Origin of the sequence: Streptomyces sp. R-07, assembly GCF_049913175.1 — a bacterium.
Lineage (GTDB): Bacteria > Actinomycetota > Actinomycetes > Streptomycetales > Streptomycetaceae > Streptomyces.
On record NZ_CP183978.1, the window covers coordinates 3042077 to 3059232 of the forward strand.

Annotated in this window: 14 protein-coding genes; 6 read left to right on the forward strand and 8 right to left on the reverse strand. The window is 71.0% G+C overall.

The genetic code is table 11. The features are described from left to right. Nucleotides 1-76 precede the first annotated feature (76 nt). Together ACN9M0_RS13675 and ACN9M0_RS13680 are read left to right on the forward strand one after the other, a co-directional pair. Nucleotides 77-1792, forward strand: a complete 1716-nt coding sequence (locus ACN9M0_RS13675; protein ID WP_366042662.1) for an LCP family protein — start codon at nucleotides 77-79, stop codon at nucleotides 1790-1792. A 50-nt stretch (nucleotides 1793-1842) separates the two neighbouring features. Beyond that, a complete protein-coding gene (locus ACN9M0_RS13680; RefSeq protein WP_366042661.1) occupies nucleotides 1843-3600 on the forward strand; it encodes an LCP family protein in 1758 nt (585 codons plus the stop codon). A gap of 69 nt (nucleotides 3601-3669) precedes the next feature. Here ACN9M0_RS13680 and ACN9M0_RS13685 read toward each other — a convergent pair whose 3' ends face one another. Then, nucleotides 3670-4707 (reverse strand): glycosyltransferase family 2 protein, encoded by a 1038-nt coding sequence (locus ACN9M0_RS13685; protein WP_366042660.1) that lies wholly within the window; start codon nucleotides 4705-4707, stop codon nucleotides 3670-3672. Between the two features lie 212 nt (nucleotides 4708-4919). Between ACN9M0_RS13685 and ACN9M0_RS13690 the strand changes: the two genes are divergently transcribed. Then, nucleotides 4920-6299, forward strand: coding sequence for an LCP family protein (locus tag ACN9M0_RS13690; protein WP_366042659.1), 1380 nt, complete (start codon nucleotides 4920-4922; stop codon nucleotides 6297-6299). A gap of 223 nt (nucleotides 6300-6522) precedes the next feature. Here ACN9M0_RS13690 and ACN9M0_RS13695 read toward each other — a convergent pair whose 3' ends face one another. Then, nucleotides 6523-7068, reverse strand: coding sequence for an acyl-CoA thioesterase (locus tag ACN9M0_RS13695; protein WP_366042658.1), 546 nt, complete (start codon nucleotides 7066-7068; stop codon nucleotides 6523-6525). A 130-nt stretch (nucleotides 7069-7198) separates the two neighbouring features. Between ACN9M0_RS13695 and ACN9M0_RS13700 the strand changes: the two genes are divergently transcribed. Beyond that, the gene (locus tag ACN9M0_RS13700; protein WP_399702040.1) at nucleotides 7199-8461 is read left to right on the forward strand and encodes an LCP family protein; all 1263 of its coding nucleotides are present in this window, start codon (nucleotides 7199-7201) and stop codon (nucleotides 8459-8461) included. 51 nt (nucleotides 8462-8512) lie between these two features. On the opposite strand, the gene ACN9M0_RS13705 is transcribed toward ACN9M0_RS13700, so the two are convergent. Next, nucleotides 8513-9685 carry an acyl-CoA dehydrogenase family protein gene (locus tag ACN9M0_RS13705; RefSeq protein WP_426403664.1) on the reverse strand — a complete coding sequence of 391 codons (1173 nt, stop codon included), beginning with the start codon at nucleotides 9683-9685 and terminating at the stop codon, nucleotides 8513-8515. 127 nt (nucleotides 9686-9812) lie between these two features. Here ACN9M0_RS13705 and ACN9M0_RS13710 point away from each other — a divergent pair, with 127 nt between their 5' ends. Then, the gene (locus tag ACN9M0_RS13710) at nucleotides 9813-11144 is read left to right on the forward strand and encodes a UDP-glucose dehydrogenase family protein (RefSeq protein WP_366037820.1); all 1332 of its coding nucleotides are present in this window, start codon (nucleotides 9813-9815) and stop codon (nucleotides 11142-11144) included. A 61-nt stretch (nucleotides 11145-11205) separates the two neighbouring features. Here ACN9M0_RS13710 and ACN9M0_RS13715 read toward each other — a convergent pair whose 3' ends face one another. The 4 genes from ACN9M0_RS13715 to ACN9M0_RS13730 form a co-directional block, all read right to left on the reverse strand. Continuing rightward, on the reverse strand, nucleotides 11206-12129 hold the full coding sequence (locus ACN9M0_RS13715; RefSeq protein WP_366037821.1) for a membrane dipeptidase: 924 nt from the start codon (nucleotides 12127-12129) through the stop codon (nucleotides 11206-11208). Between the two features lie 121 nt (nucleotides 12130-12250). Beyond that, on the reverse strand, nucleotides 12251-13447 hold the full coding sequence (locus tag ACN9M0_RS13720) for a dipeptidase (protein WP_366037822.1): 1197 nt from the start codon (nucleotides 13445-13447) through the stop codon (nucleotides 12251-12253). After that, the gene (gene purE, locus ACN9M0_RS13725) at nucleotides 13444-13941 is read right to left on the reverse strand and encodes a 5-(carboxyamino)imidazole ribonucleotide mutase (protein ID WP_366037947.1); all 498 of its coding nucleotides are present in this window, start codon (nucleotides 13939-13941) and stop codon (nucleotides 13444-13446) included. The genes ACN9M0_RS13720 and purE overlap by 4 nt, the downstream gene beginning before the upstream one ends. A gap of 19 nt (nucleotides 13942-13960) precedes the next feature. After that, the gene (locus tag ACN9M0_RS13730; RefSeq protein WP_366037823.1) at nucleotides 13961-15154 is read right to left on the reverse strand and encodes a 5-(carboxyamino)imidazole ribonucleotide synthase; all 1194 of its coding nucleotides are present in this window, start codon (nucleotides 15152-15154) and stop codon (nucleotides 13961-13963) included. 157 nt (nucleotides 15155-15311) lie between these two features. Between ACN9M0_RS13730 and ACN9M0_RS13735 the strand changes: the two genes are divergently transcribed. Further along, nucleotides 15312-15827 (forward strand): GtrA family protein, encoded by a 516-nt coding sequence (locus ACN9M0_RS13735; RefSeq protein WP_399702044.1) that lies wholly within the window; start codon nucleotides 15312-15314, stop codon nucleotides 15825-15827. A 35-nt stretch (nucleotides 15828-15862) separates the two neighbouring features. Here ACN9M0_RS13735 and ACN9M0_RS13740 read toward each other — a convergent pair whose 3' ends face one another. Further along, entirely contained in the window at nucleotides 15863-17134 is a 1272-nt protein-coding gene (locus tag ACN9M0_RS13740; protein ID WP_399702047.1) for an ATP-binding protein, read from the reverse strand. Nucleotides 17135-17156: the final 22 nt, after the last annotated feature.

The following is a 17156-nucleotide window of genomic DNA, read 5'->3' on the forward strand; positions in this document are numbered from 1 at the left end:
AGGATCGAACGACCGAGAGAGCGGCGCCCTGTGGGGGAGGCGCCCCGCGTGGCACCGACGGAGGACTCGAGTAACCGTGGACGCGCACAGCCGTGGACGGGCGGACGAGATCGACCCCGCCGACCAGTGGGTCCTCAACCCGCGGACCGGCAACTACGAACTGCGACTGGACCGCTCCGCTGGGCAGTCGCGGCAGCAGGCCCCGGCCGCCCGACCCCGTAGAACCACCGCCCCCGCACCGGCCGACAGCCCCGTCGAGGCACCCGTCCCCGGCCAGCGCCGCCGCCGCGCCCCCGAGGACACCGGCGGCCAGGTGCCGTCGCAGAGCCGCCGCAAGCGCAAGCAGGGCGCGAGCCGCAAGAAGAAGGTCCTGCTGTGGACCGGCGGCACGATGGCGTTCGTCCTCGTGGGCGGCGCCGCGGGGGCGTACGCCCTCTACAACAAGCTCAACGGCAACCTCGACGTCGTCGACGTCGTCGGCAAGAACACCGACGCCGGTTTCGCCAAGGGCCAGGCGTTCAACGTCCTGCTGATCGGCACCGACAAGCGGACCGGTGAGGGCAACGCGGGCTACGGCGACAAGAACAGCCCCGGCCACGCCGACACCACGATCCTCTTCCACGTCTCCAAGGACCGGACGAACGCCACGGCGCTCTCCATCCCGCGCGACATGAAGACCGACATCCCCGAGTGCGAGTCGCGCCAGCCCGACAAGTCGATCAAGACGATCCCCGGTGAGACCGACGTCCGCTTCAACGTGAGCCTCGGCCAGGACGGCCGCGACCCCGGCTGTGTCATGCGTACGGTCGAGGAACTCACCGGCGTGCAGGTCGACCACTTCATGATGGCCGACTTCAACGCCGTCAAGGAGATGACGACCGCCGTCGGCGGCGTGAAGGTCTGCGTCGAGAAGGCCGTCAACGACCCGAAGTCGCACCTGAAGCTCCCCGCCGGCGAGTCGGTCATCAAGGGCGAGCAGGCCCTCGCCTTCGTCCGCACCCGGCACAGCTTCGGCAACGAGAGCGACCTGGACCGCATCAAGGTCCAGCAGCAGTTCCTGAGTTCGATGATCCGCCAGATGAAGTCGGACTCGACGCTCACGGACCCGGGCAAGCTGTACGACCTCGCCGACGCGGCGACGAACGCCCTCACCGTCGACTCCGGCATAGGCTCGCTCACCAAGCTCCAGGACCTGGCCCGCGAGCTGTCCTCGATCGACACCAAGAACATCGCGTTCACGACGCTTCCGGTCATCGACAACCCCGCCGAGAAGATCAGGGCCACCGTCGTCCCCGATCCGGTCAAGGCGCCGCAGCTGTTCGCGATGCTCCAGTCCGACACCTCGCTCACCGAGGTGAAGAAGAAGCAGCAGGACGCGAAGAACGCCCAGGCCGCGCTCCTCAAGGGCACGCGGTCCACCGCGGCCGAGGTGCGCGTCGACGTCTACAACGGCAGCGGCATCACGGGCGCGGCCCAGTCGACCATCAACTGGCTGCAGAACGACCAGGGCGTGAACCGTTCCACCAACAAGAGCAACGCCCCCGAGCAGGCGGCGAAGACCACGCTCACGTACGCACCGAACCAGGCCGATCAGGCCCGCAAGCTCGCGGACATGATGGGTCTGCCGGCCACGGCTCTCAAGCCGGGCACTCAGGACGCCGGGGAGCGCGAGCCGATGACGCTCGTCCTCGGCGCCGACTTCAAGGGCGCGGGGGTGCCCATCACCGGACCGGCAAAGGCGCCGAAGGATCTGGTGAAGGTGGAAGCTGACAAGCAGGTGTGCGCCAAGTAGCCCGGAAACACCGGGACTTGACGCGCTTCTGACTCACGAGGGGACATGGGGTGGGACAGAGCAACGTGCGTGGGGAGGGAACGCGGAAACGCGTTCCGCGCGCCCGGGAACTGGGCTGGGACGACGACCTGTACGGCGCCGGGGAAGCGACCGGCGCGAAGGACGACGCTCCCGAGGTGGAGGCGGACACCGACGCGCCCGCGTCGGGCCGCGCCGCGCGCCGCCGTGGTGGCGGTACCGGCGGCACGGGCGCGGCCGGCCGCGCCGCCGCGCGCCGCCGCGCGAAGAAGACCGGCAAGCGCAAGGTGCTGCGCTGGACGGCGATCACGCTGTCGCTGCTGATACTTGGCACGGCCGGCGCCGGATACCTGTACTACGAGCACCTCAACGGCAACATCCGCGGTGGCAGCCGCGCAGGCGGCGACAGCGGCGTCAAGAAGGCCGCACCGAACGCCCTGGGGGACACCCCGCTGAACATCCTGCTCATCGGCTCCGACGACCGGAGCGACGAGAAGAACATCGCCCTCGGCGGCGGCCGGGACGACAAGAACCGCCCGCCGCTCGCCGACGTGCAGATGCTGCTGCACGTCTCGGCGGACCGTAAGAACGCCTCGGTCGTCTCGATCCCGCGCGACACGGTCGTCCACATCCCGGAGTGCAAGGGCGAGGACGGCAAGCCCCCCTATCCCGCCACCGACACCCGGCCCATCAACGAGTCGCTCCAGCGCGGCGGCCCCGGCTGCACCCTCACCACCTGGGAGAACCTCACCAAGGTCTACATCGACCACTGGATCATGGTCGACTTCGCCGGTGTGGTGGCCATGGCCGACGAGGTCGGCGGCGTCCCGGTCTGTGTGAAGTCCGGCGTCGACGACCACCCGACCAGGCTGCAGCCCGGTGGCTCCCACCTGCGGCTGCCCGAGGGAACGCACGAGGTCAAGGGCGTGCAGGCGCTCCAGTGGCTGCGCACCCGGCACGCCTTCGGCAGCGACCAGAACCGCGCCAAGGCCCAGCACATGTACATGAACGGCATGGTCGCGAAGCTCCAGAAGCAGAACGCCTGGACCGACACCGGCCGTCTGATGGGCCTGGCGGAGACCGCCACCCAGGCGCTCCAGGTCTCGGACGAGATCAAGTCGGTCAAGGGGCTCTTCGATCTGTCGATGCAGCTCAAGAACGTGAAGCTGGACCGCCTCACCACGGCGAACATCCCGACGGCCGAGTGGTCGCAGGACCGCAACAAGAACGTCCTCGTCAAGTCGTCGGCCGAGAAGATGTTCGCGATGCTCCGCGACGACGTCGCCTTCGACAAGAACGGCAACCCGGCCGACGCGAAGCCGAAGCCGACCGCCTCCGCGAAGCCGAAGGCCACCGCCGAGGCGCCCGGTTCGCTCGCCGTGACGGTCGTCAACGGCACCGGAAGTGACGAGGAGCCCGCCGCCGAGGGCCGCGCCCGCACGGTCACCGAGATCCTCCAGGGCAAGGGCTTCACGCAGGCCGAGTCCTCCAAGGAGGGCGGAAACCGCCCGGACACCGTGGTCACCTACCCCAAGGCGGACGGCGACCAGGGCAAGGCGAACGCGATGTCCGTGGCCAAGGCGCTCGGGCTGCCCGACTCGGCCGTCCGGGCCGACGCGAAGGCCGAGGGCCTCACGCTCGTCGTCGGCGCCGACTGGCGCGAAGGAACGGTCTACAAGAAGCCGGCCAGCAAGGCCGGTGACATCCCGGACGGCGCGGAGGTCCTCCGGGGCGACGACAAGGGCTGCATGTACATCTACGACCCCTACAAGTGGGACGGGAAGAGCTGACCCGCTCCCCGCTGTGAGAGCGACGGCCGGGCCCCTTTCCGGGGGCCCGGCCGTCACTCGTACGTAGGGTCAGACCGTCTCGGTCTCGCCCGTCTTCACCGCCGGGCGGCGGCTCGCGATGACCTTCTTCGCGAGGGCGCGGGGGCTGGTGAGGAAGCCGTAGCCCCAGGACATGTGCATCGTCGCGAGCGCCACCGGGATCTGCAGGCGGGCCTTCAAGGACAGGCCCTTGCCCGCCGGGAGCGAGCCCGCCGTGATCGCCGCCAGGTAGCCCGCCGGGATCACGAAGCCGAGGGGGGTGAGGACGGCGCCCACGACCAGGCCCGCGGCGATCGCGACGACGGCGGTCGGCGGGGCCAGGTAGCGGAGGTTGATGGAGCCCTGGTGGTAGCGGGCCACCACGTGGCGCCAGCGGCCGTAGTCCTTGTACTGCTTCGCGAGGGCCTTCACCGAGGGCCGCGGGCGGTACTGGACGCGGAGCTCGGGCGAGAACCAGATCAGGCCGCCGGCCTCGCGGATCCGGAAGTTCAGCTCCCAGTCCTGGGCGCGGATGAACTCCACGTTGTAGCCGCCCTGCTGTTCGAGCGCCTCGCGGCGGAAGACGCCCAGGTAGACCGTCTCCGCCGGGCCCGCCTCGCCGCCCGTGTGGAAGGCGGCGTTGCCCACGCCGATCTTCGAGGTCATCGCGGCCGCGACCGCGTCCTCCCAGGCGTTCTCGCCCTCGGCGTGCATGATGCCGCCGACGTTCTGCGCGCCGGTCTCCTCCAGGAGCCGGACCGCGGTGGCGATGTAGTTCGGGGAGAGCATCCCGTGGCCGTCGACACGGACCACGATCGGGTGCCGGGAGGCCTGGATCGCCGCGTTGAGGGCGGCGGGGGTGCGGCCGGTGGGGTTCGGCACCGTCTGGACGCGGCGCTTGTCCGAGGCAGTTTCGCGGACGAGTTCGGCGGCGATCTCGTCCGTGCGGTCCGTGGACGGGCCGAGGGCGATCACCACCTCCATCTCGCCGTCGTACTCCTGCTCCAGGATGTGACGAACCGAGGTGCGCAGGTGCCGTTCCTCGTTGAGGACCGGCATGATCACGGAGACGGGGGGCGTGGCGTTCATTGCCCGCCACGTTACCGCGAATGGGGGACACCGGTGCGCGCCGAAGGTGTGGTGCGCCCTTGCGCTGATCGTATGGGCCTACCGTGCTCACGGTTCCCCTGTCACACCCGCGGAGGTGTCCGTCCGTGCCCACACCGCCCCGCACGCCTCGTCCCCGGCCCGCCGCCCGCCGCGCAACGGTCCGCCGGCGGCGGAGGCGCCCCCGGTGGGGGATGCGGATGGCGACGGCGCTGTCCGTGACGGTCCTCGCGGCGGGCGGGATCGGGCACGCCGTGGTCACGGGCCTCGACACCGGGATCACCCGGGTCGACCCCTTCAAGGACATGAAGAACCGGCCGCAGGCCGGGCACGGGATGAACGTCCTCGTCGTCGGCACCGACGGGCGGGACCGGATCACCGCCGAGGAGAAGCAGAAGTACCGGCTCGGCGGTGCGCCCTGTCACTGCACCGACACCGTCATGCTCGTCCACATCTCCGAGGACCGGGAGCGGGCCAGCGTCGTCAGCCTCCCCCGTGACTCGTACGCCGAGATGCCCGAGCACACCGACCTGAACAGCGGCAGGAAGCACCGGGCCCATCCGGTGAAGCTGAACGCGGCCTACGCCGAGGGCGGGCCCTCGCTGACCGTGCGGACCGTCGAGTCGATGACCGGCGTGAAGATCGACCACTACCTGGAGGTCGACTTCACCAGCTTCATGCGGACCGTGGACGCGGTCGGCGGGGTGCAGATCTGTACGACGCGGTCCCTGAAGGACTCGTACACCGGGCTCGACCTGTCCCCCGGCACCCATGAGCTGGACGGCGGGCAGGCCCTGCAGTACGTGCGCTCCCGGCACATCGACGGGGCCGCCGACATCGGCCGGATGCAGCGGCAGCAGAGGTTCCTGGCGGCGCTGATCGAGCGGACGACGGACGGCGGGGTGCTGCTCAACCCGGTGCGGTTCCGTGAGGTGGCCACGACGATGCTGAGCTCCGTACGGGCCGACGAGGACTTCGGTACGGATCAGCTGCTGGCCCTCGCCAAGGCGATGCGCGGCTTCACCCCGGCGTCCTCGGAGTTCGTGTCCGTGCCGATCGGGGACATGAGCTTCCCCGTGAAGGGCATCGGCTCCACGGTGAAGTGGGACGCGGCCAAGGCCCAGAAGCTGTTCCAGGCCGTACGGGACGATCAGCCGCTCGCCCCTCAGAAGGCGGCGGCCTCCGCGAAGGCCGGCTCGCCGAAGGCGGTCGTCGTCGACGTGCCGCCACGGACGGTCCGCGTCCAGGTCTACAACGGGACCCGGACCGACGGTCTCGGCCGCAAGGTGGACGACGCGCTGCGCGCGACCGGCTTCGACACCACCCGCACGCCGATGACCGGGGCCGGGAAGGAGCGGGGGCGCACCGTCGTGGAGTACGACCCGCGGTGGGACCGGTCCGCCAAGTCCTTGGCGGCGGCCCTGCCGGGGTCGGAGCTGCGGGCGGTCGCGGGGCGGGGGGCGACGCTGCGGGTGACTGTGGGCGGGGACTACAAGGGAGTGCGGGGGGTGCGGGCGGAGGCTTCCGGGGCGCCGTTCGAGGCGGTCACCGGGGACCAGGTGGTGTGTCCGTGACCGCTGCCCCCGCGCCCGTGTGGGCGGTCGTGGAACGCGGAGGCGCCGTTTAGGGCGCCGCGCCTGGACCCGCACCACCCGGCGTGGCGGACATCGGGTGCGGGGTCAGACTCGGAAGCCTCTGGCGCCGGCAAGGGCGCCGTCTGTTGCGCCTACCCGTTCCGCCCTGGGGACACCTCCCGGACGAAGTCTGGGGGAGGAACGCGTGCCCACAACGGGGGGGTCAGTCCTCGTAGCCCTCGGCCGCTCGGCGTTCCCGGAGCTCCTTGATGGCCTGGCGGCGGGCCAGGCGGTGGGTGCGGCGGATCTGGGCTTCCTGGTTGCGGCGCTTGTCCTGTTCCGTCTCCGGGTGGACCTGGGGGACGCGGCGCGGCTTGCCCTCCGCGTCGACGGCCGCGAAGACGAGGTACGCGGAGCCGACCTGGGTGGCGGGCGTGGACTCGTTCCAGCGCTCGGCCATGACCCGTACGCCGACCTCCATGGAGGACCGGCCGGTCCAGTTGACCTGGGCCTTCACGTGCAGCAGGTCCCCGACGCGTACCGGCTCCAGGAAGACCATCTCGTCCATCGAGGCCGTGACCGCCGGGCCGCCCGAGTGCCGGCCCGCGACGGCGCCCGCCGCGTCGTCCACCAGCTTCATGATCACACCGCCGTGCACCGTCCCGAGGAGGTTGGTGTCGTGGCTCGTCATGATGTGGCTGAGGGTGGTGCGGGACGCCGAGGTCGGCTTGCCCGGAATTCCGCCCGCGATGTCGCCCTGATCTGTCATGTCCTCCACCTTATGCCGGGTCCTGTCTCCGTCCCCGTCGGGTCCGCTTTGCATCAGCTTGGCAACAGCACCGGTCCGATCTTCTACCCGGACTGTCGCCCGGAAAGGCCTGCCCGGCACACTGGTCCGTATGAATGACTGGCCCGAAGACGGCGGATACGGCCGCGGCAACGCGAACTCCCAGCCCGAGGGACCCCGCCGGATGAGCCATGTGCAGCGCCCGCAGCAGCAGCCCCGCTACGACCAGGGCCAGGGCTACAACCCGAACTACACGCAGGCGCGGAACGACGGGTTCGACTCCGGCTACAACACGGGCCAGGTCTACGGCGGAGCGCAGGGCGGCGGCGCCCAGGGCGGCGGCCGCGGCACCGTTCCCCCGCAGTACTCCCCGCAGGGGCCCGGCCGTCCCGCGCCGGACTGGCGCAAGCGCATCAAGGTCGGCTCGATCGTGCTGGTCGTCGCCGTCCTCGGCTGGGGCGTCGGCACCTACGCCTGGGCCAGCTCGAAGATGCGCAACGAGGTCGACCTCTCCAAGGTCATCGAGCGGCCGGAGGAGGGGGACTGCACGACGTATCTGATCGTCGGTTCCGACAGCCGTGAGGGCATGTCCGCCGAGGAGAAGAAGAAGCTCCACACCGGCTCCGCCGAGGGCAAGCGGACCGACTCGATGATGATCCTCGCGGCCTGCTCCAGCGGGAACACGATGGTCTCGCTGCCCCGTGACTCCTGGGTGACGATCCCGAACTTCGTCGGCTCCGAGTCGGGCAAGGCGTACCCGGCCCGCGGCGGCTCCAAGCTGAACGCGGCCTACGCGATGGACGGCCCCGAGCTGCTCGTGCGGACCATCGAGTTCAACACCAACCTGCACATCGACCACTACGCGGAGATCGGCTTCGCCGGCTTCGCGAACATCGTGGACGCGCTCGGCGGCGTCGACCTGAACATCGAGAAGGGCTTCAAGGACAAGAAGTCCGGCGCCGACTTCCAAGCGGGCGAGCAGACCCTCAACGGCGAGCAGGCCCTGGCCTTCGTCCGGACCCGGTACGCCTTCGCCCAGTCGGACTTCCAGCGGACGAAGAACCAGCAGAAGTTCCTCGCCGCCCTCGCGAACCAGGCGGCGACGCCGGGCACGATCCTCAACCCGTTCACGCTGTACCCGACGCTGGGCGCCGGTCTGGACACGCTGATCGTGGACAAGGACATGTCGCTGTACGACCTCGGGAAGATGTTCTTCGCGATGAAGGGCATCAACAGCGGTGACGGCAAGTCCATGAACATGCCGCTCGCGGGCTCCGCGCCGCAGAACTCCTTCAAGTGGGACATGCCGAAGGTGAAGCAGCTCGTCGAGCAGATCAAGAACGACGAGCCGGTCACGGTGACCTCGGACCGCTGACCGGATACGGAAAGGGGCGCCCTCCGGCAGGAGGGCGCCCCTTCGCCGTGCCTACGGGAGGTTGCGGGCCATGACGATGCGCTGGACCTGGTTGGTGCCTTCGTAGATCTGGGTGATCTTGGCGTCGCGCATCATGCGCTCGACGGGGTAGTCGCGGGTGTAGCCGTAGCCGCCGAGGAGCTGGACGGCGTCGGTGGTGACCTCCATGGCGACGTCGGAGGCGAAGCACTTGGCCGCGGCGCCGAAGAAGGTGAGGTCTTCCTTGTCACCTCCGGCGGACACGCGCTCGCTCTTGGCGGCGGCGGCGTAGGTGAGCTGGCGGGCGGCCTCGAGCTTCATGGCCATGTCGGCGAGCATGAACTGCACGCCCTGGAAGTCGGCGATGGGCTTGCCGAACTGCTTGCGCTCCTTGACGTAGCCCTTGGCGTAGTCGAGGGCGCCCTGGGCGATGCCGATGGCCTGGGCGGCGATGGTGATGCGGGTGTGGTCGAGGGTCTTCATGGCGGTGGCGAAGCCGGTGCCCTCGGCGCCGATCATGCGGTCGGCGGGGATGCGGACGTTGTCGAGGTAGACCTCGCGGGTCGGGGAGCCCTTGATGCCGAGCTTCTTCTCCGGGGCGCCGAAGGACACGCCCTCGTCGGACTTCTCCACCACGAACGCGGAGATGCCCTTGGAGCGCTTGTCGGGGTCGGTGACGGCCATCACGGTGTAGTACTCCGAGACGCCGGCGTTGGTGATCCACCGCTTGACGCCGTTGAGGACCCAGAAGTCGCCGTCGCGCACCGCGCGGGTCTTCATGCCGGCCGCGTCGGAGCCCGCGTCGGGCTCGGACAGCGCGTAGGAGAACATCGCGTCGCCCTTGGCGAGCGGGCCGAGGTACTTGTGCTTGAGCTCCTCCGAGCCGGACAGGATCACCGGCAGCGAGCCCAGCTTGTTGACCGCCGGGATCAGCGAGGAGGAGCCGCACGCGCGCGCGACCTCCTCGATCACGATCACCGTCGCGAGCGCGTCCGCGCCGGCGCCGCCGTAGGTCTCGGGGACGTGCACGGCGTGCAGGTCGTTGGCGACCAGCGCGTCCAGGGCCTCCTGCGGGAACCGGCCCTCCTCGTCCACCGCCGCCGCGAACGGCACGATCTTCGCCTCCGCGAGGGCACGCACCGACTCCCGGAGCATGTCGTGCTCCTCGGAGGGCCGATACAGGTCGAAATCAGTCGAACCCGCCACGTTCACTCACTCCCACGCTTGCTAACTACCGTTAAGTAACACAAAGGGTAGGGCGTGACCGGGCCCCGGGCCAGGGCACGACTATGCTCGGGCAGGCATTCCGCCCGACGTTTCCCTGGAGTCCCGCATGGCCCTCAAGATCACCGTGATCGGCACCGGCTACCTCGGCGCCACCCACGCCGCGGCCATGGCGGAGCTGGGCTTCGAGGTGCTCGGCCTGGACGTGGTCCCCGAGAAGATCGAGATGCTGTCCGCCGGACGCGTCCCGATGTACGAACCCGGCCTGGAGGAGCTGCTCGCGAAGCACGTGGCCGGCATCGAGGGATCGAGCGGCCGGCTGCGCTTCACCACCTCCTGGGAGGAGGTCGGCGCCTTCGGCGACGTGCACTTCGTCTGCGTGAACACCCCGCAGAAGCACGGCGAGTACGCCTGCGACATGAGCTACGTGGACGCCGCCTTCGGCTCCCTCGCCGGGGTCGTCCGCGAAGGGGCCCTGGTCGTCGGCAAGTCGACCGTGCCGGTCGGCTCGGCCGAGCGCCTCGCGGCGCTCCTCCCCGAGGGCGTCGACCTCGCATGGAACCCGGAGTTCCTGCGGGAGGGCTTCGCCGTCCAGGACACCCTGCGCCCGGACCGGATCGTGGTCGGCGTGCGCGACGCCGGCGGGCCCGCCGAGAAGACGCTCCGCGAGGTGTACGCGGTCCCCGTCGGCGAGGGCTCGCCGTTCGTGGTGACCGACTTCCCGACGGCCGAGCTGGTGAAGACGTCCGCCAACTCCTTCCTCGCGACGAAGATCTCCTTCATCAACGCGATGGCGGAGGTCTGCGAGGCCGCCGGCGGCGACGTCGTCAAGCTCGCCGAGGCCATCGGCCACGACGACCGGATCGGCGCCAAGTTCCTGCGCGCCGGCATCGGCTTCGGCGGCGGCTGCCTCCCCAAGGACATCCGGGCCTTCATGGCCCGCGCGGGCGAGCTGGGCGCCGACCAGGCCCTGACCTTCCTGCGTGAGATCGACTCGATCAACATGCGGCGGCGCGGCCAGATGGTGGAGATGGCCCGCGAGGCCCTCGGCGGGTCCACCTTCCTGGGCCGCCGGGTGGCCGTCCTCGGCGCCACCTTCAAGCCGGACTCGGACGACGTCCGCGACTCCCCCGCGCTGAACGTGGCCGGCCAGATACACCTCCAGGGCGGCCAGGTGACCGTCTACGACCCGAAGGGCATGGAGAACGCGCGTCGCGTCTTCCCGACCCTCGGCTACGCCTCCTCGGCCCTGGAGGCCGTGCGCGGGGCGGACGTGGTGCTTCACCTGACCGAGTGGCGCGAGTTCCGTGAGCTCGACCCGGCCGAGCTGGCCTCGGTCGCCTCCTCGCGGGTGATCCTGGACGGCCGCAACGCCCTCGACGGGGAGCGCTGGCGGGCGGCCGGCTGGACCTACCGGGCGATGGGCCGCCCGACGGCCTGATCCTGAGCAGGGGAACGAGGGGCGCACCGCCGGGCGGTGCGCCCCTTCTCCGTACCTGCGGTCAGGCCGCGGCCGGCCGGATCCGGTTCGTCCGGGACAGGAACTCCGTCTCGCGCAGCGCCCGGGTGGCGTTGGCGTGGGAGAGGCCGACGAGTTCCTGGGCGGTCCAGCCCCGGCGGAGCAGCTCCGCGAAGAGCGGTACGTAGCCGGCGGCCGGGTCGGTGGTGTGGGAGACGCCCGTGCAGTGCGCGCCCGCCTGCGCCCGTACCCGGTCGAGGACGTCGGCGGTGGCCGCCGGGTCGTCGGTGACCGTGACCATGAGGACGGCGCCGTTCTCGCCGAGGAGGCGCAGGACGTCGTCCGGCAGGGTCTCCGGGGCCGCCCTGGTCAGCAGGGCCGGGGCGCGGGTGACCGCGAGGGCGCGGAGGACCGTGTCCTGGTCGGCGCCGGAGAGGTCCACGGCCAGGCCGATGCGGTTCATCTCCCGTACCGCGTCGCGGGCGAAGCGGTCGAAGCGGGTGAGGTTCACGGCCCGTACGCCCAGGGCGTGGTACGCGCGCAGGGTGGCGCCCGAGCCGCCGAGCGCCGTCCAGCCGACCGGGCCGAGCAGGGCGGCGACGCGGCCGCAGTTGCGGGCGTCGGCCAGCTCGGACGTGGTGTGCGCGAGGCGCAGGTCCTCGGGGCAGGCGGCGACGAGGGCGCGGACGGAGTCGATCCGCCGCAGGGTCCCGATGACGCCCTCGTCGGCCTCGACGTGCAGGGACCAGAGCTGGGCGCCGGCCTCCGCGGTGCGGGTCGGCGGCAGGTCCTCGGGGTCGAGGGACCCGGGGAGTTCGGTGTGGCCCTCGGTGACGGGCTGCGCGGCCAGGAGGGCACGGGCGCGGGCCGTCTCGTCGAGCGGCGGAGGTGGCTCCGCGGCGGCGGGCTCGCCCGCGGCGGCAGGAACGGTGGAGAGGGTGGGATGGTCGTCTAGCAGTTCCGCCATGGTCTTACTCCGAACTCGGCGATGCAGTACCGCCCCGCCGAGAGCAGCGGGGCAGTACCGTCCACCGTGCCACCGGCCCCCTCGGGGGGCTCGGCGGACTGCGCCGTCCGGGGGAGGACCGCTACGGCGTGTCGAGCGCGTCGATCGTGGCGTTCGAAGGGGCCGTACGGCTCTTCAGGTCACGCGAGACGGCCTCCGCGTCCCGCAGGGCGCGGACCGCGTTGGACCAGGTCAGCTTGGCGAGGTCCGGGTGGGACCAGCCGCGGTGCAGGAGCTCCGCGATCAGGTTCGGGTAGCCGGCGACGTCGTCGAGACCGGCCGGGGTGAAGGCGGTGCCGTCGTAGTCTCCGCCGATGCCGATGTGGTCGATGCCGGCGGCCTCGCGCATGTGGTCGAGGTGGTCGGCGACCGTCGCGGCGGTGGCGATCGGGCGCGGGTCGGCCTCCTCGAAGGCGCGGTGCAGCTTCATCGCCTCGGCGGTGGTGTCGAGGTGGTCGAAGCCGTGCGCCCGCAGGTTGTCGTCCGCCCGCGCGGTCCACTCGACGGCCGCGGGAAGGATGAACTTGGGCACGAAGGTCGCCATCGCGACGCCGCCGTTGGCGGGCAGCCGCTCCAGGACGTCGTCCGGGATGTTCCGCGGGTGGTCGCAGACCGCGAGGGACGAGGAGTGCGAGAAGATCACCGGCGCCGCCGTGGCGTCGAGGGCGTCCCGCATCGTCGTCGCGGCGACGTGCGAGAGGTCGACGAGCATGCCGGAGCGGTTCATCTCGCGGACGACCTGCCGGCCGAAGGCGGAGAGCCCACCGACGCCGGGCTCGTCGGTCGCCGAGTCCGCCCAGTCGTTGTTGTCGTTGTGCGTGAGCGTCATGTAGCGCACGCCGAGGGTGTGCAGCGCGCGCAGGGTGGCGAGGGAGTTGTTGATCGAGTGGCCGCCCTCGGCGCCCTTGAGGGAGGCGATACGGCCCTGCTTCCGGGCCGTCTCCATGTCGTCCGCCGTGAGGGCCGGGGCGAGCTCGGAGGCGTACCGGTCGAGGAGCTGGTCGACGATGTCGATCTGCTCCAGGGTCGCGCTGACCGCGTCGTCGCCGGCCAGGCGGCAGGGCACGTACACCGACCAGAACTGGGCGCCGACGCCACCGGCCCGGAGCCGGGCGAGGTCGGTGTGGAGCGCGCCGGTCTGGTCCGCGCCGATGTCCATCCGGTCCAGGTCGTAGCGCACGTGCTCGCGGAGCGCCCACGGGAGGTCGTTGTGTCCGTCGACGACGGGGTGGCCCGCGAGCAGCTCGCGGGCCTCCGCCAGACGGTCGGCCGCGCTCACTTGGCGAAGCCGAAGGACGCCGCGCCCTCGACCTTGGCGCGCAGCCGCTTGCCCTTCTCCGTGGCCTGGTCGTTGAGCTCCTGCTGGAAGTCCTTCATCCGGCCGAGCAGCTCGGTGTCGTGCGCGGCGAGGATCCGGGCCGCGAGGAGGCCCGCGTTGCGGGCGCCGGCGACGGAGACCGTGGCGACGGGGACGCCGGCCGGCATCTGCACGATGGAGAGCAGCGAGTCCATGCCGTCGAGGTACTTCAGCGGCACCGGCACGCCGATGACCGGCAGCGGGGTGACCGAGGCGAGCATGCCGGGGAGGTGGGCGGCGCCGCCCGCGCCCGCGATGATCGCCTTCAGGCCGCGGTCGGCGGCCTCCTCGCCGTACGTGATCATCTCGCGCGGCATCCGGTGGGCGGAGAGGACGTTCACCTCGTAGGGGATCTCGAACTCGTCCAGGGCCTGGGCGGCGGCCTCCATGACGGACCAGTCGGAGTCGGATCCCATCGCGATGCCAATGAGCGGGTTACTCAACGATCGTTCCTCGCAGATAGCCGGCGGCGTGACGGGCGCGCTCCAGCACGTCGTCGAGGTCGTCGCCGTAGGTGTTGACGTGGCCCACCTTGCGACCGGGCTTCACGTCCTTGCCGTACATGTGGATCTTGAGCTGCGGGTCCCTGGCCATGCAGTGCAGGTACGCGGAGTACATGTCCGGGTAGTCGCCGCCCAGGACATTGCACATCACGGTCCACGGCGCGCGCGGGCGCGGATCGCCGAGGGGCAGGTCGAGAACCGCCCGGACGTGGTTGGCGAACTGCGAGGTGATCGCCCCGTCCTGGGTCCAGTGGCCGGAGTTGTGCGGGCGCATCGCCAGTTCGTTGACGAGGATGCGGCCGTCCGTGGTCTGGAACAGCTCGACGGCGAGGTGGCCGACGACGCCCAGCTCCTTGGCGATCCGCAGGGCCAGCTCCTGGGCCTGCCCCGCCAGCTCCTCGTCGAGGCCGGGCGCGGGCGCGATGACCGTGTCGCAGACGCCGTCGACCTGACGGGACTCGACGACCGGGTAGGCGACGGCCTGGCCGTGCGGGGAGCGGACGATGTTCGCCGCGAGCTCGCGGACGAAGTCGACCTTCTCCTCGGCGAGGACCTGGACCCCGGCGAGGAAGGGGTCGCGGGCGTCCTCGGGCGTACGGACGAACCAGACGCCCTTGCCGTCGTAGCCGCCGCGCACGGTCTTGAGGATGATCGGGAAGCCGCCGACCTCGGCGGCGAAGGCCTCGGCGTCCGCCGGGTCCGCCACGATGCGGTGCCGGGGGCTCGGCGCGCCGAGCTCGTCGAGCTTCGCGCGCATCACCCCCTTGTCCTGCGCGTGCGCGAGGGCCTCGCGGCCGGGGCGGATGACGACGCCGGCCGCCTCCAGGGCCGCCAGGTGCTCCGCGGGCACGTGCTCGTGATCGAAGGTGATCACGTCGCAGCCGCGCGCGAAGTCACGCAGCGTGTCCAGGTCGCGGTAGTCGCCGATGACGACCTCGCTCACCACCTGGGCCGCGGAGTCCTGCGGGGTGTCGCTGAGGAGCTTGAACTTGATGCCGAGGGGGATACCCGCCTCGTGGGTCATACGGGCGAGCTGCCCGCCGCCGACCATGCCTACTACGGGGAACGTCACCCTCTTAGGGTATCCGCACCATCGGGGAACACTCGTCCGGCTGTGGTTTGCCACAAGGCAAGAGCCCGGTGGGACACGGGTGGAGCACGGGTGGGAGTCGGTTTCTCCACAGGATTGCGAGGTACACAGGCGGGTGACAGGGGCGCTGGTTAGCATGGTTGGGTTGACGTCGCCCGGACGTCATCCGGACGGACGGGACACAGCGATCACCATGAGTGAACCCGGCGCGCTGCGCACGCGACTCGAGGGGCTCGTCCGAGAGGTCGCCAAGTTCGGGGTGGTCGGCGGTCTCGGCGTCCTCGTCAATCTCGGCGTCTTCAACCTGGTGCGTCACACCACGGAGATCCCGATGGTGCGGGCGAGCCTGATCGCCACCGTGGTCGCGATCGCCTTCAACTACGTGGGCTTCCGCTACTTCACGTACCGCGACCGGGACAAGTCCGGGCGGACCAAGGAACTGACGCTGTTCCTGCTGTTCAGCCTGGTCGGCCTGGTCATCGAGAACGGCATCCTGTACGCGGCGACGTACGGCTTCGGCTGGGACGGCCCGCTGGCCAGCAACTTCTTCAAGTTCTCCGGCATCGGCATCGCGACCCTGTTCCGCTTCTGGTCGTACCGCACGTGGGTGTTCCGCGCGCTGCCGGCGAAGGAGGCCGTGCAGACCGCCGAATCGTTCCTGGAGCAGGCCCCGCGGCAGGCGACCCGCCGCCAGCCCAACCGCGTCTGACCCTCCCGTCCGGCCTCGGTCCGATCTCAGGGCCGTCACCGTACGGGGCGCTCCCGCGGCTCTCCCGCGACGCTCCTGACCTCCCGGCTCAGGAAGAGCGCGAAGACCGGCGGCTGCTGCTGGAGCAGCTCCAGACGGCCGCCGTCCGCCTCCGCCAGGTCGCGGGCGACGGCGAGGCCGATGCCCGTGGAGCTGCGGCCGCTCACCGCCCGCTCGAAGATCCGCGCGCCGAGGTCGGCGGGGACGCCCGGGCCCTCGTCGGTGACCTCGATCACCGACTGGTTGCCGGTGACGCGGGTGCGCAGGGCGACCGTGCCGCCTCCGTGCATGAGTGAGTTCTCGATCAGGGCGGCGAGGACCTGGGCGACCGCGCCCGGGGTGCCGACCGCCCGCATCCCCTGCTTCCCCGAGTGCACGATGGCCCGCCCCGCGCTGCGGTAGGCCGGGCGCCACTCCTCGATCTGCTGCTTGACGACCTCGTCCAGGTCGAAGGCGACGGCGGAGCCGGTGCGGGGGTCCCGCGCGTTGGTGAGGAGCCGCTCGACGACGTCGGTGAGCCGCTCGACCTGGGTGAGGGCGATCGTCGCCTCCTCCTTGACCGTCTCCAGGTCGTCGGCGAGGGCGACCTCCTCCAGGCGCATGGAGAGCGCCGTGAGGGGCGTACGGAGCTGGTGGGAGGCGTCGGCGGCGAGTCGGCGCTCGGCGGTGAGCATCCGGGCGATGCGCTCGGCGGAGGCGTCGAGGACGTCCGCGACCCGGTCGAGCTCCGGCACCCCGTACCGCTTGTGCCGGGGCCTCGGGTCGCCCGAGCCGAGCCGCTCGGCGGTCTCGGCGAGGTCGGTGAGCGGGGACGCCAGCTTGTTCGCCTGTCGTACGGCGAGGAGGACGGCGGCGACGACGGCGAGCAGCGCCACGGCGCCGATGATCAGCAGGGTGCGGCCAACCTCGGCGGTCACCGCGGAGCGGGACTCCTCGACGAGCACGGTCTCGCCGCGCTCGCCCTCGGCGAGGCCCCGGATGACGTCGCCCTCGGGGCGGGCACCGATCTCGATGGTCTCGCGGCCGGGAATGCGGATCTGGGCGTACCGCTTGGCGCCGCTCTGCTCGGCGAGGATGTCCGGGTTGACCGGCTCGCCGCCGATGAGCCGGCTGTCCACGATGGAGACGATCCGCAGCGCCTCCGAGTCCACGCTCTCCTGGGCGCTGTTGGAGATGGTGCGGGTCTCGACGAGGACGAGGGAGACGCCGAAGACGGCGATGACGACGAGGACGACGGCGAGCGTGGAGTTGATCAGGCGGCGGCGCATGGCTTAACGGTGGCTCAGCTCT

Excerpts from the sequence above, each read along its gene's own strand:
- ACN9M0_RS13735 (WP_399702044.1), top strand. The coding sequence starts at position 15,312 with ATGAGTGAACCCGGCGCGCTGCGCACGCGACTCGAGGGGCTCGTCCGA.
- purE (WP_366037947.1), bottom strand. The coding sequence starts at position 13,941 with ATGGGATCCGACTCCGACTGGTCCGTCATGGAGGCCGCCGCCCAGGCC.
- ACN9M0_RS13695 (WP_366042658.1), bottom strand. The coding sequence starts at position 7,068 with ATGACAGATCAGGGCGACATCGCGGGCGGAATTCCGGGCAAGCCGACC.
- ACN9M0_RS13715 (WP_366037821.1), bottom strand. The coding sequence starts at position 12,129 with ATGGCGGAACTGCTAGACGACCATCCCACCCTCTCCACCGTTCCTGCC.
- ACN9M0_RS13690 (WP_366042659.1), top strand. The coding sequence starts at position 4,920 with ATGCGGATGGCGACGGCGCTGTCCGTGACGGTCCTCGCGGCGGGCGGG.
- ACN9M0_RS13685 (WP_366042660.1), bottom strand. The coding sequence starts at position 4,707 with ATGAACGCCACGCCCCCCGTCTCCGTGATCATGCCGGTCCTCAACGAG.
- ACN9M0_RS13700 (WP_399702040.1), top strand. The coding sequence starts at position 7,199 with ATGAATGACTGGCCCGAAGACGGCGGATACGGCCGCGGCAACGCGAAC.
- ACN9M0_RS13710 (WP_366037820.1), top strand. The coding sequence starts at position 9,813 with ATGGCCCTCAAGATCACCGTGATCGGCACCGGCTACCTCGGCGCCACC.
- ACN9M0_RS13740 (WP_399702047.1), bottom strand. The coding sequence starts at position 17,134 with ATGCGCCGCCGCCTGATCAACTCCACGCTCGCCGTCGTCCTCGTCGTC.